The 10,644-nt window shown below is 56.3% G+C and carries 20 protein-coding genes; 9 read left to right on the top strand and 11 right to left on the bottom strand.

Going from position 1 to position 10,644, the window contains the following annotated elements:
* From H4I92_RS04210 to H4I92_RS04165, 10 genes are all read right to left on the bottom strand, one after another.
* Window positions 1-224, bottom strand: a 224-nt coding sequence (locus H4I92_RS04210) for a hypothetical protein (protein ID WP_077529395.1), incomplete at its 3' end; no start/stop codon positions are given.
* A 119-nt stretch (window positions 225-343) separates the two neighbouring features.
* Window positions 344-1,537, bottom strand: a complete 1,194-nt coding sequence (locus H4I92_RS04205) for a hypothetical protein (protein ID WP_143512556.1) — start codon at window positions 1,535-1,537, stop codon at window positions 344-346.
* Window positions 1,538-1,697: 160 nt separating this feature from the next.
* Window positions 1,698-1,922, bottom strand: coding sequence for a hypothetical protein (locus tag H4I92_RS04200; protein WP_143512600.1), 225 nt, complete (start codon window positions 1,920-1,922; stop codon window positions 1,698-1,700).
* 12 nt (window positions 1,923-1,934) lie between these two features.
* Window positions 1,935-2,231, bottom strand: coding sequence for a hypothetical protein (locus H4I92_RS04195; protein ID WP_143512599.1), 297 nt, complete (start codon window positions 2,229-2,231; stop codon window positions 1,935-1,937).
* Between the two features lie 39 nt (window positions 2,232-2,270).
* On the bottom strand, window positions 2,271-2,609 hold the full coding sequence (locus H4I92_RS04190) for a hypothetical protein (RefSeq protein ID WP_077529393.1): 339 nt from the start codon (window positions 2,607-2,609) through the stop codon (window positions 2,271-2,273).
* Between the two features lie 25 nt (window positions 2,610-2,634).
* Window positions 2,635-2,778: a hypothetical protein gene (locus H4I92_RS04185; RefSeq protein ID WP_179105570.1), complete on the bottom strand. Its 144-nt coding sequence runs from the start codon at window positions 2,776-2,778 to the stop codon at window positions 2,635-2,637.
* 127 nt (window positions 2,779-2,905) lie between these two features.
* The gene (locus tag H4I92_RS04180) at window positions 2,906-3,103 is read right to left on the bottom strand and encodes a hypothetical protein (protein ID WP_077528624.1); all 198 of its coding nucleotides are present in this window, start codon (window positions 3,101-3,103) and stop codon (window positions 2,906-2,908) included.
* Window positions 3,100-3,405, bottom strand: coding sequence for a hypothetical protein (locus H4I92_RS04175; RefSeq protein ID WP_077528623.1), 306 nt, complete (start codon window positions 3,403-3,405; stop codon window positions 3,100-3,102). Before H4I92_RS04175 ends, H4I92_RS04180 begins: the two co-directional genes overlap by 4 nt.
* Window positions 3,402-3,788 carry a hypothetical protein gene (locus H4I92_RS04170; protein WP_077528622.1) on the bottom strand — a complete coding sequence of 129 codons (387 nt, stop codon included), beginning with the start codon at window positions 3,786-3,788 and terminating at the stop codon, window positions 3,402-3,404. Before H4I92_RS04170 ends, H4I92_RS04175 begins: the two co-directional genes overlap by 4 nt.
* Window positions 3,785-3,991 (bottom strand): hypothetical protein, encoded by a 207-nt coding sequence (locus H4I92_RS04165; protein WP_077528621.1) that lies wholly within the window; start codon window positions 3,989-3,991, stop codon window positions 3,785-3,787. Before H4I92_RS04165 ends, H4I92_RS04170 begins: the two co-directional genes overlap by 4 nt.
* Before the next feature lie 107 nt (window positions 3,992-4,098).
* Here H4I92_RS04165 and H4I92_RS04160 point away from each other — a divergent pair, with 107 nt between their 5' ends.
* The 9 genes from H4I92_RS04160 to H4I92_RS04120 all read left to right on the top strand — a co-directional run bounded on the left by H4I92_RS04160 (window position 4,099) and on the right by H4I92_RS04120 (window position 9,410).
* Window positions 4,099-4,377 carry a DNA-binding protein gene (locus H4I92_RS04160; protein WP_077528620.1) on the top strand — a complete coding sequence of 93 codons (279 nt, stop codon included), beginning with the start codon at window positions 4,099-4,101 and terminating at the stop codon, window positions 4,375-4,377.
* A gap of 331 nt (window positions 4,378-4,708) precedes the next feature.
* The gene (locus tag H4I92_RS04155) at window positions 4,709-5,245 is read left to right on the top strand and encodes a hypothetical protein (RefSeq protein ID WP_077528619.1); all 537 of its coding nucleotides are present in this window, start codon (window positions 4,709-4,711) and stop codon (window positions 5,243-5,245) included.
* Between the two features lie 32 nt (window positions 5,246-5,277).
* A complete protein-coding gene (locus tag H4I92_RS04150; RefSeq protein ID WP_179105569.1) occupies window positions 5,278-5,436 on the top strand; it encodes a hypothetical protein in 159 nt (52 codons plus the stop codon).
* Window positions 5,437-5,877: 441 nt separating this feature from the next.
* Window positions 5,878-7,107, top strand: coding sequence for a tyrosine-type recombinase/integrase (locus H4I92_RS04145; RefSeq protein WP_077529392.1), 1,230 nt, complete (start codon window positions 5,878-5,880; stop codon window positions 7,105-7,107).
* 106 nt (window positions 7,108-7,213) lie between these two features.
* Window positions 7,214-8,065: a hypothetical protein gene (locus tag H4I92_RS04140; protein ID WP_077529391.1), complete on the top strand. Its 852-nt coding sequence runs from the start codon at window positions 7,214-7,216 to the stop codon at window positions 8,063-8,065.
* Between the two features lie 128 nt (window positions 8,066-8,193).
* Window positions 8,194-8,406: a helix-turn-helix transcriptional regulator gene (locus H4I92_RS04135; RefSeq protein WP_077529390.1), complete on the top strand. Its 213-nt coding sequence runs from the start codon at window positions 8,194-8,196 to the stop codon at window positions 8,404-8,406.
* A complete protein-coding gene (locus H4I92_RS04130) occupies window positions 8,403-8,768 on the top strand; it encodes a hypothetical protein (RefSeq protein ID WP_143512598.1) in 366 nt (121 codons plus the stop codon). Before H4I92_RS04135 ends, H4I92_RS04130 begins: the two co-directional genes overlap by 4 nt.
* Window positions 8,765-9,019, top strand: coding sequence for a hypothetical protein (locus H4I92_RS04125; RefSeq protein WP_077529389.1), 255 nt, complete (start codon window positions 8,765-8,767; stop codon window positions 9,017-9,019). The genes H4I92_RS04130 and H4I92_RS04125 overlap by 4 nt, the downstream gene beginning before the upstream one ends.
* Window positions 9,012-9,410, top strand: coding sequence for a helix-turn-helix domain-containing protein (locus H4I92_RS04120; protein ID WP_143512597.1), 399 nt, complete (start codon window positions 9,012-9,014; stop codon window positions 9,408-9,410). The genes H4I92_RS04125 and H4I92_RS04120 overlap by 8 nt, the downstream gene beginning before the upstream one ends.
* 955 nt (window positions 9,411-10,365) lie before the next feature.
* On the opposite strand, the gene H4I92_RS04115 is transcribed toward H4I92_RS04120, so the two are convergent.
* Entirely contained in the window at window positions 10,366-10,617 is a 252-nt protein-coding gene (locus H4I92_RS04115; RefSeq protein ID WP_077529388.1) for a hypothetical protein, read from the bottom strand.
* Window positions 10,618-10,644: the final 27 nt, after the last annotated feature.

Below are 10,644 nucleotides of genomic sequence, written 5' to 3'. Positions count from 1 at the left end.
TTCGACAGAAAATACATCACGGCCGGATCAATGCCGCCCAGGAATTCGGAAAGTCCACCCGCAAAGAAAGACGGCAACGTTAAAAACGAGATGATCAGAAGAAAAATATCGAGTATTGCCGAAAGCAGTATCAGGCCGATATCCGAAAGCAAATCCCAAAAGGCATCAAAGATCGCTTTGATAAGGTCCTTTATCCATTCAAGTACATCCGACACCCAATCCATAACACCCTCACAAAACCGCTATACGAAAGGCGTAAAACCCACAGGTCGCGATAATGATCGCCGCAATACCCGGCCAGACCTGGTTCATNAATACATCCGACACCCAATCCATAACACCCTCACAAAACCGCTATACGAAAGGCGTAAAACCCACAGGTCGCGATAATGATCGCCGCAATACCCGGCCAGACCTGGTTCATGGCGCTGGAACATTGCTGATCAATCGTGATCGCGGGCATCTTCATGACACTGGGGATGGTCCAAACCGGGCAGGAATAGCCATTGATGTCCACGTCAAAAAAACCATCAATGGATTTCATCAACTGCGTTTCTTCGATTTCTGACTTGAAATCGGACATGACTTTTTCAACGCCATCGGGGTTCTTGCTTTCATAAAAATCCCCGGCATCGACCCCAGGAGTACCTACCCCTTCACCATCACCGTCGCCACCCGTACCGTCACCACCAGAGCCGCCACCAGTGCCCGAGTCATCGCCAGAGCCGTCACTACCATCAGAACCATCGCCGGAATCACCGCCAGTACCGGAACCGTCATCACCGCCAGAGCCATCGCCACCATCGCCGCCACCGTCGCTTCCATCGTCCGATCCGTCGCCGGTAGAGCCATCATCACCAGAGCCATCACCACTGCCATCATCACTGCCCCCATCATCACCAGTTGGTTGGCACGAATACTCACCATTAACTGTCCCCAGCTGCTCACCATCCCCGCAGGTCGGTGCATCAGGTTCGCCCCCATCAGGATTATCTACCGGATCAGACGAATCAGGGGACGGCAACGAATCACTTTGAGAACAACTAGAACCAGTTGATTTCATATTCTGCATCCAAGACCCATCAGCCATACCGACACTAATAGACCCTGTCTTTGTATATTCACAACCACTAAAACAAGTAGTTTCAGGGGAAGAGCCATCATTAAAAGTCATAGAACGATGATTACCGGATTCGCAATTATTTTCCGGGTTTTTATACTTATAAACAGAATAATATAATTCATCTCCGCCCTCATGGCTTTCAGTTACTGAATCACATCCATCATAATCACTAAGCTGGCCCTCACATTCAGACACATAATCTGCAACATAGGACTCACAATCATTTGTATCACACCTCAAAGAGTTACCGGAATCATATTCAGACATAGCTGAATACTTAGAAATGGGAACAGTTACACTGCCAGCAGGTAGAAAAATCTCCCAATAATCACCCTTATTATAAATATCTGCGCTAACTGGCAGCGACAAAAAGAGAAAGGCAAATAACACAAATAAAGAGGGAATACGGGTCATTGATAAACACCTTTTACCCCTGGAAAAGAGGTTCAAAGACTTGTGAAGCCTTTGACGATCGCAAAACCGCACAAACTTCCCGACAGAAAAAAAAGCCCAAGCCATAACATGTCAGCCCCTCAAAACACGTATGGCCGGGAGCCCCGGCCATACGTGTGTGTCAGTTGAACCAACCAATCACCTTGTTGTAGCCCCACCGGGCAACGCCGGGCAGGATCTTGATGGCGGCGATGGACGAGATCGCGGCGACGATCGTTGAGGCATCGACCGCCGAGGTGACACCCGACATATCGAGCTGTCCACCACCACCGCCGCCACCGGATGCCGCTGCCATGGCTGAAACCAGCATCAGCGACAGAGCCAGGAACAATTCGCGAATGCGCATAACGCACCTCCTTCATTCTCTTGGATTGATAAAGTTGACCACCGAGCCGAAGGCCCAGGCGATCAAGTACGAGAACATCGGTAAGCCAGCACCGATGCTCCACACCTTCCCCAAATCCTTGGCATCCGGGAATGCGAACAACGATTTAAGGGTCGGATACTGGGAATACTCCTGGGCGTCGAGCACGACGTACCCGGAGCATTCGGAAACCGGTTGGGTGGTGATGCGCAGATCGCCGCTTGTGGTTTCGACCACGCAGCCGCCGGATATCGCCGGGGCTGAGAAGGCACAAACCAGGATCAGAAGCATCAAGCGCATCACCGGAATCCCCGCTGTCTGGAATGGCGGTTACTGGCTCGCCGCCGCGGCTGACTTGTCACCGCTGGCGCCACTGGATTTACCGCCGCTGATCTGGCGCTTGGCGAGACTGAGCAGCTTGAACTGCGCCTTCTGGCCGGTGCCGGCTTTCATCAGGGCTTCGGCATCGAACTCGCAGGGCAGCTCGGATTCGTATTGCTCGACCTTTTCAACCAGGGCGTGATCACAACCCCACTTCATGACGTCGTGGCCGATGCGGTCCTTATCGTCCGGGTCGGCCGTTTCCATGGTGAAAATCTGGCCGATCTTGTTGCCGTCGATATCGAAACGACGCGCACCGAGGACGGTGATGGTCAGTTGCTGTTTCATTGGTCTTTCTCCAGCTTTTGGCCGCTTAGCGGCGGTTTTCACTTGTGGACTCCGGGGAGTCCGGTTGCTCGGGGGCGCCCTGCGGGCGCCGGTCCGGGACCTCGGGCTCGGGAATCAAGGGGCAGGCGTCGCTACCCCCGTCATCCTCTGCCGTCGGCGGCGCCAACATGACCCAGCTCCTGCGCAGCGCAAGGGCCGCTTCGCTGCGCCCTTCGGGCGCCCCTTGCCCTGCGCACGATCTGGGTCGGGCGCCTCTATACCGACGGCGACGGATGACGGGGGCAGCTCTTACGGGCCTACTCATTGGCAGCAGACTCCCCAGCTTTCTGATTCAGTGCTTGTTCTGACGCTTTGTGATTCAGTCCTTCTGCCAGGAGCTGGGCCGCGTAGTCGGACGGGGTCTTCACGTCCTGGGTGTTGGCGGCCTGGACCAGCAGCTGGCGATAGGTGTCGACGTCCAGGTAGAGCCGGACGCTTTGCTTTCTGCGGCTCATGCGGCCTCCTGTTGGTCTGAAAGGGCGGAAAGTGCGAGGCAGGCCCGCTGCATCAGGTAAGCCTCCGGGGGCATCTGGCGGCTTGGAGTGAGGCTGTACTCAATGACGATCTGGCGGAATCCGGTCAGCGGGACATACCATTCCGGTTTGAGCGTCATAGCGGCATTGATCAGTCCGGACAGGCGGTGCTCGTGGATGTCAGCAGCCTGAAAACGCCCCTGGTGGTACAGGTCCATGACATCACGGGCCTGTTGGGTGACCTGGACCAGGTACTGATTCGGATCGGCAGTCGCGTGACTCATGCCTGGTTCTCCTTTTCTACAGTCTCCGGTTGCCCTGGCTGGTTCCGTTCCTGGATCGCATTGCGGAAGCCCTGGCGCAGCCAGTCAGCACAGATGGCGGAAGAGACGGTCACGAAGAAGCCCCGTTCGGGCTGTTCAACCTGGAAGAGGTGCCACCAGACGACCGGGTAGCCTTTCTCGCGGGTGCTCTTGAGGCACCAGTCACCACGCACAGCCCGCCAGCGCACCCCATTCACGGACAGGTTCAGGCGATCCGGGTGGCGCTTGTTTGAGCGCAGGCGCTTCTGTACGTCCTCACGGGCCAGGAACTCAGCGTTCTGCGCCTCAATCGAGGTGAAGCCGATCAGGTCCGGCTGGGCGGCGTCGTGCGTGGCCGGGTTCATGCCGTCCAGTCCTCCAGGTTGATGGCTTCCTGGGAAAGGCGGGCGATGTTGACCATCCGGGCCTTGCCGCACTTCATGGAGGGAAGGTGGCCTTTGTCGATCATGCCGCGGACCTGGCCTTCACTGAGCCCTGTCATCTCAGCGAAGCGTTCCTTGCTCATGACCGGCACCGGGATCATCACGATTTGCTTATGCTCGTCCACTTTTTTACACCCTGCTACACTATTTACGGTTAAAGACTAAATAACTTACTAAGTACATATTACTCATGGTAGCCACCAAGAGTAAATACTACTAATTGAGCGTGGCTATGATTCGTGACCGGGTTATTGAGCTATTCGATTGTCTGGACCTCTCCTCAAAGGAGATGGAGGCCAGAACTGGGATAGATCGATACAAGTGGGGAAATATCCGCGGCAAAAAACAGAAGGTGAACGAAGATCACCTGGATGCTCTAACCAAGGAATTTCCGCAGTTCGCCTATTGGTTAATGACCGGCGAGACGATGCCTGAGCAGGGGCAAATCAGTCCCAAGGAAGAGCTAGCGAGGCGCACCAACGCCCTCGGACACGGAGAGGCTTCCGGTTAGCCGCAACAATCCGACAACGATGGCACCAGGGAACGCCCAGGGAATAACAAGGACAAGAGGGAAACGGCCAGAGTGCATAGGGGTACTGGCTTACTTAGCGTTAATGTTTGTGACACTTTTTGACAGTGACAGATTCTGTATCTGACAAATCCGTCATATGACTAACTCAATGAATTATGTATAAATCCCTAACAAAGCTCTCAACGCTGACGCTGGCCCTAAAAAGTGGTGTAAAAATAACCAGTATCTTTCTGTGCAACTATGTGGTGACATGTGCGTACTGGTCCTGTAGAGTCGCCAAGCCGTAATATAGGCAGGGAGAGCAAAGGCGATGAGCTATAGCCTTATACAGGTTGGCCCCAAAGTTATCGAGGATCTGCATAACAACTGGCTAGATCCTCTGAAAGATGAGGAAAACATCCCAGATACACCATACGAGATGGCTGTATCATGGGCGGAAAAATCACGGAATTCTCACGACAATTCAACAGCTTATGCTGTTTATGGTGGTGAAGAACCCCTGGCGCTAGTTGATATCCGCCAAGTGTTTCCAGGGCAGGAAAATGGCTGGCTAAAGGTGATGAATATCGTCGTGGCACCGCGCTACGACCTTCGACAGCCGAACACAGAAGCGCTCAATAAGTGGACACGAGGGAAGGAGTTTGGCGACATAGCGGCCGCTTTGGTACTTGAATCCCTCGAATTAGCAACTACTGTTAAGGTACCTAAGGTCAAAATTTACGCGAGTTCTGAGATCACGCTCGATTTCTTCGAGCTGGTGATCTCGCACATGGACGAGCAACTACTGGAGCGAGCCCAACTGGATGTGGACTCCCACGGTAACTGGCTTGTCTTCACAATCGGCTGATAGATAGCTGAAAGTGTCAACTGGAGGATAAAATGACTACCAAGCATGCTGCCTTTGCAGCTCATAAAGAAGCTCTTAGGAAAGACTTCTCCAATGCCTTTGCAAAAGCGTTAACCCAGATGGGAGATGACGCTAAGCGCATCGATTGGTTTGCTGGTAACTCTAAGCAAGAAAGCCGCAAAGCCGCGTAAATCATTAAAGAATTTCTAAGCCTGGTTCCATGAGCCAGGCTTTTTTTTGTCTGCGACATCCATAGCGATTAACGACTAAACAGTGTCAACGAGCTGTCAACATAACTGCGGCTTACAGTGATTCAGTAAGGAACTACAATTTGCTAAAAGACTGACTGTGAAGGATTATGGTTTACTGTGATTGCTAAGCTCTGGATTGAAAATCCTCGTGTCGGTGGTTCGATTCCGCCTCCGGGCACCATTTCCCTTTCTTTAGCCTTCCAAACGACGAACCGAACCCCTCTTAACCCCCTGATTTTGCAGTAACAGGCAGGATTCACGGACACCCGTGGAACCCGCTAGAACCCGTTGGCAGTGTAGCAGCCTTTGGGGTATGTTTGGGGGTACGTTGGCGATACCCCGGTTATTGGCCGTTTACATACCCCCAAACAGGGCTGAGAGATGGCGCACTCGCTGAATCGGCTGACGGACTCGACGCTCAGGAAGTCGACGTTCTACACCGTTGGCAATACCAAGCTGTTCGACGGCGGCGGCCTGTATCTGCACGTTCAGAAGGCAGGCCAGTATTGGCGGATGAAGTACCGCATTCACGGGAAAGAGCGCCTTCTGTCTATCGGCAAATACCCCCAAGTTACGTTGTCGCAGGCCAGAGCGGAGCGCGATGAGGCCCGCAGGCTGGTGAGCCAGGGCATCGACCCGGTGCAGCAGCGCCGCCAGCAGGAGCAGCAGCGCCGTGCTGAGGTCGATAACAGTCTGATGGGGGTATCTCTGGAATGGCTTGAGCACGTCCACAAGCCCGGCGTGGCGGCCAATACCGCCCGGCGCAATGAGCAGCGCCTCCACCGTCATGTATTCCCGGCCCTCGGACGTACCCCCATCGCTGACATTGAGCCGCCAGCAATACTGAATCTGCTGCAATCGCTGGCGGATAGGCCGGAGACCGCGAGCCGGATCAAGGTTCTGTTGAGCATGGTATTCCGCTATGGGGTAGGTGCGGGGTATGTCAGCCGAGACCCGACTCAGGATTTGAAAGGGCTGACGCCTACACCGAAACGCAATCACTTTGCCGCTCAGGTAAAGCCTGATGACCTGGTGCCGGTGCTGACGGCGATGGACGGCTATCAGGGCGCCCCTGAGACGACTGTGGCGCTTCAACTGTTGCCGCTGGTGCTGTTGCGCCCCTATGACCTGCGTAACCTTCAGTGGGATCAGGTGGACGTCAGCGCCCGGCAGATTGAGCTGCCCGCGACGAAAAACGGCGATCCGCTGGTGGTGCCGCTTTCGGATCAAGCGCTCGCCCTGCTGGAACGAATCGAGCCGCTGAGTCGTCACCGTAGCCGCTATGTCTTCCCCGGCGCCCGCAGTGCCGCCCGACCCATGAGTGAAAACACGCTGGGGGCTGCACTGAGGAATCTGGGATTCAGCGGCAAACAGACAGCGCACGGATTCCGGGCCACCGCCCGCACGATGCTGGTCGAACGCCTGGGGTACCCGGTGGAGCTGGTGGAGATGCAGCTCGCGCACTCAGTCCGCGACGTTCACGGCAGAGCCTACAACCGCACTCAGTGGTTCGATGAGCGCACCCGCATGATGCAGCAGTGGGCGGATTACCTGGATCAACTGAAAGCCGGTGGCGGAAACGTGGTCTCGATTGGGGCTGCCAGCGGTTAACTCAGGGTTAACGAGCATGGCCGCATCTAGCCTTGGCCGGGCGAAAAGCGGGAACACCCTGCCCGCCTGGTGCGGCCTCCTATTCAAGGGGCGCTAAGGGGGCGCAATGTACTGGGTGATTGATCCCATCAAGTCTTTCTTGCCCGGCGAAGAAGGTGAGCAAAGCAGGTTGCTTGTGGCAGAAACCCCAGGGGGACCGTATGAAGACGAGACCTTGTGGATGGCGGGTAAATGGGCTTTCGACGTAATTCATCATCGCTGCTTTGAGGCTGTAGAAACTAAAGATAGTTTGGAGCAGGTAATCCACAGTAACGCCGAAGAGTTGCTAAAGCTCTGGAACGGGATGGTCGATCTCCTTAATCCGTACTTGGCTGAAGGATGGCTGCAAGTTGTAGATCAGGATACTAAGGAACCGGTTGCTGAACTGGAGTCTTTAACGATTGATCTAGGGAAGACCGGAGCCCTGTACAAGCTGGAGTCCTCTATCTGGATGCTGGACGACCTGTATGAGGATTGGGTCTTGCAGGGTGGGGAGGTTGACTTCCCTTACGACCGAGAGTTTGTGGCTGCTTACTTTACGCTGTTGCACGTCAATGATTCAGCTATGGGGCTTGAAATGCGGGACTCTTTTGAGCCTGATGCTTATGCTTGGGCAACCCGCTGGCGTGAAAAGCTGGATTTCTACCAGAAAACGGAGCGTGCGATACAGGCGAGACAAGAGCGCATTCAACGAGACAAAGCTCAGGCCATGAATCAGAGCCGTCATGCTCGACGTAACGAGGCAGTTAGACTGGTTACGGAAGACTGGAACCAGCGAAAGTCTGAGTTTCGGAGTGCTGAGAAGGCGGGGCAGTATTACGCAGACTGGCTTGCCGCTAAAGGGTATGAGTATGAGCCAAGAACTGTAACCGACTGGATCAGGAAGTTCGCGAAAGACAATAATATCCGTCTGAAATAGCAGTCTCCTGAGGAGACCGTACCCTCTCCCGAATGCGCTGCGCCCTGTCCAGAGGACGGGCGTTTCAGCGCTTAATGACTCCCTTGAACATACCCCTGTGTTCCAAGCAACGGCACAGAGGTATAGCCATGACCAAGCGACCTACCCCCGAACCCCGCGAGCGCCTTCTCCGTCGCCCGGAAGTTGAACAGCGCACCGGTAAGAGCCGTTCCGGTATCTATCTGGATATGCGCAGGGGCTGTTTCCCACTGCCGGTACGCATCGGCATGCGCGCCGTCGCGTGGCGTGAAAGCGACGTGCAGGCATGGATTGATGAGCGCGGGGAGGGCAATGCGGCATGAGCAAAAAAAAGCCAGCCCCCGCCACCGACCAAGGCATGCAGGGGGCCAACGACACCAACAACGACAGCGTAACCCGTCGCCAGCTCCAGAAACTACAGCCGCGTCACATCCGTCTGCTGGCGGCCCTGATTCAGCGCCCGTTATGGCGAGAGGAAGCGGACAGAATCGCGGGTGCGTCCAATTCACCCCACTACATCCAGGAACTGCGGAGCCTGGGGCTACAGATCCACTGTGAGCGCGTTGAATCACTGGATCGTGACGGGCGCCCATGCCGCCCCGGGCGGTACCACCTGCTCCCCTCGTCGCGGCGTCAGGCCCGCGCCCTGCTGTCGGCTGTGTCGGGCATGGGGGATGCGGCATGAGAACTATCATCGCTGTGAACAAGGCCGACAATGAGGCCACCGGCAACGACTTCACGCATGGCAACTGGCTGCACTGCATTCGGTGGTCGCGGGTGAGGGCTGAGGCGACCGGCAATCCTTATGTCATCGCTGTGGCCCGGCCCGGGGAGAAGTACGCGCCGCTGGTGGCAGAGGTTACTGCTGATGGGGTCAGGCCGCTTTCCGGTGGCCGTTATCTGCGCACCAAGCGGATGCGGCAGCTCTATGGGTAAGCGAGCTGGAGCGAAGGACGCGGCGCACGTTCGCCTGCATCACTGGTGGATGGAATCGGAAGCGTATCGAGACCTGAAACCAGTGAGCCGGTGCCTGCTGCATGAGCTGATGCGCCTGGCGGGTAGGGATAACAACGGGCGCGTTTCACTTGGAAGGCGACGGGCAGCGCCGATCCTCAACGTGAACCCGGGTACCGTCACATCCGCCTATGCAGAGCTGGTGGAGCATGGGTTCCTCGCGCTCACCCGGGAGGACCAATGGCAGCGAGGGCGTGAGCGTGAGTGGCGGATTACCGTGCTTCCGTGTAATGGCCATGAACCTACCCATGACTGGCAGCAGTGGCAGAAGGGCCAGCCGGTGCGCCGCCCGCCTCGGAAGCGTCCAGGATGACGCCCGGGGTGCCGACTCAAAAAATCCCGGGGTATCCGATTGGGCCAGTACCGGGTACTCGATTGGGCCACCCCTGGGTATCCGATTGGGCCACCCTCTGAAATCGAGAATGCCCGAAAACGAAAAATCAATGGTTTACGCGCCTTCAAACCCTCCCGAGGTGGCCCAAAATAGTGCCCCCCATATAATTACCAAGGGCGCAGCCCACTACGGATACTGTTCAGCACCGGGCGCGGCCCAGCGAGATCCGCGAAAGCTCGCCCGAAGTTTCTGCATCCCCTAAAGGCACCTCGATGCAGGCAATCTCTGGCGGCGGGTGCTCAAAAGAGTTTTTCGGAGTCCTGAAAAAGGGGAACCGAACCCTTGATGCAGTAGTCGGAAGCCTACATGCAGGAAGCGTCTCAGAAGCCACACAGAGCCCGCCCCGCAGATACCGGACTCGCGCACCAGCAACCGCCCGGAAGACCACACAGCGCTTGTCAGGGCGGCTGAATGCTGAGGTGGTGTTAAGGTTTGCGAAGGTGAGATGCACCCCAAGGTTACCCCAAGGTGAGCCGGGACACGCTAACATCAGGCTAAGGGCCAGCCCTGGCACGGTAAGGTTGCCGTAAGGGCCAGGCGCAGATCCTCGCTGCCGGATAATCCGACAACAGCGCAACCGGCAGGCAACTCCGGAGCGGCGGCGGTTTTCGGAGCAGTAACGTGCACGGGGAAACGGCGTAACGCACCGTAACGCTCGACAGTAACGGCACGATTGCCCGGGATTCCGGGTGTTTTATAGGCGGGAAAATCCCGCAATTCTGGTTGCGTGACAGAGATCCGCGAAATCAGCAGGTTGCACGTCCCCAAAGTGATTCAGGCTCACTTTTACTGGCTGGCCCGAGGCAAGCGCCCGACAACGGAAGCCTTACAATGCCGGACACCGGCCCCGGATCAGCCTGCGGTAAGCCCTGGTTCACTGAATGTCGGCAATCTCAGCGTCCCGAGCACCAGCGTCACCACAGAAAAGCGTGATGCAGCAGGTGCGGGCGCCGGGGTGCGTCCGGGCCAGCTCGCTCAGTGCGGTTTCTGCCTGTTCTGGCGTGGCGTATTTCGGGCTGATTGGGCATTGATGAACCTTGGTCCCGTCGGCCAGGGTGCGATCCTCAACCACGCGGTAATAGCTCACGTCGAGACCGTCACCTCTGATTGCTTCGTGCTCCGGCATGATGTCGTCCTCCGTCGATTTGCGCTA

Source organism: Vreelandella halophila, assembly GCF_019903425.1.
GTDB classification, from domain to species: Bacteria; Pseudomonadota; Gammaproteobacteria; order Pseudomonadales; family Oleiphilaceae; genus Halospina; species Halospina halophila.
This window is presented reverse-complemented; position numbering and strand designations above follow the sequence as displayed.

What these genes read in the sequence shown, in the direction of transcription:
- H4I92_RS04195 (WP_143512599.1), bottom strand. Translation starts at nt 2,231, where the DNA reads ATGCTTCTGATCCTGGTTTGTGCCTTCTCAGCCCCGGCGATATCCGGC.
- H4I92_RS04175 (WP_077528623.1), bottom strand. Translation starts at nt 3,405, where the DNA reads ATGAGTCACGCGACTGCCGATCCGAATCAGTACCTGGTCCAGGTCACC.
- H4I92_RS04205 (WP_143512556.1), bottom strand. Translation starts at nt 1,537, where the DNA reads ATGACCCGTATTCCCTCTTTATTTGTGTTATTTGCCTTTCTCTTTTTG.
- H4I92_RS04190 (WP_077529393.1), bottom strand. Translation starts at nt 2,609, where the DNA reads ATGAAACAGCAACTGACCATCACCGTCCTCGGTGCGCGTCGTTTCGAT.
- H4I92_RS04135 (WP_077529390.1), top strand. Translation starts at nt 8,194, where the DNA reads ATGACCAAGCGACCTACCCCCGAACCCCGCGAGCGCCTTCTCCGTCGC.
- H4I92_RS04155 (WP_077528619.1), top strand. Translation starts at nt 4,709, where the DNA reads ATGAGCTATAGCCTTATACAGGTTGGCCCCAAAGTTATCGAGGATCTG.
- H4I92_RS04115 (WP_077529388.1), bottom strand. Translation starts at nt 10,617, where the DNA reads ATGCCGGAGCACGAAGCAATCAGAGGTGACGGTCTCGACGTGAGCTAT.
- H4I92_RS04150 (WP_179105569.1), top strand. Translation starts at nt 5,278, where the DNA reads ATGACTACCAAGCATGCTGCCTTTGCAGCTCATAAAGAAGCTCTTAGG.
- H4I92_RS04130 (WP_143512598.1), top strand. Translation starts at nt 8,403, where the DNA reads ATGAGCAAAAAAAAGCCAGCCCCCGCCACCGACCAAGGCATGCAGGGG.
- H4I92_RS04145 (WP_077529392.1), top strand. Translation starts at nt 5,878, where the DNA reads ATGGCGCACTCGCTGAATCGGCTGACGGACTCGACGCTCAGGAAGTCG.
- H4I92_RS04125 (WP_077529389.1), top strand. Translation starts at nt 8,765, where the DNA reads ATGAGAACTATCATCGCTGTGAACAAGGCCGACAATGAGGCCACCGGC.
- H4I92_RS04170 (WP_077528622.1), bottom strand. Translation starts at nt 3,788, where the DNA reads ATGAACCCGGCCACGCACGACGCCGCCCAGCCGGACCTGATCGGCTTC.
- H4I92_RS04180 (WP_077528624.1), bottom strand. Translation starts at nt 3,103, where the DNA reads ATGAGCCGCAGAAAGCAAAGCGTCCGGCTCTACCTGGACGTCGACACC.
- H4I92_RS04120 (WP_143512597.1), top strand. Translation starts at nt 9,012, where the DNA reads ATGGGTAAGCGAGCTGGAGCGAAGGACGCGGCGCACGTTCGCCTGCAT.
- H4I92_RS04200 (WP_143512600.1), bottom strand. Translation starts at nt 1,922, where the DNA reads ATGCGCATTCGCGAATTGTTCCTGGCTCTGTCGCTGATGCTGGTTTCA.
- H4I92_RS04160 (WP_077528620.1), top strand. Translation starts at nt 4,099, where the DNA reads ATGATTCGTGACCGGGTTATTGAGCTATTCGATTGTCTGGACCTCTCC.
- H4I92_RS04140 (WP_077529391.1), top strand. Translation starts at nt 7,214, where the DNA reads ATGTACTGGGTGATTGATCCCATCAAGTCTTTCTTGCCCGGCGAAGAA.
- H4I92_RS04185 (WP_179105570.1), bottom strand. Translation starts at nt 2,778, where the DNA reads ATGTTGGCGCCGCCGACGGCAGAGGATGACGGGGGTAGCGACGCCTGC.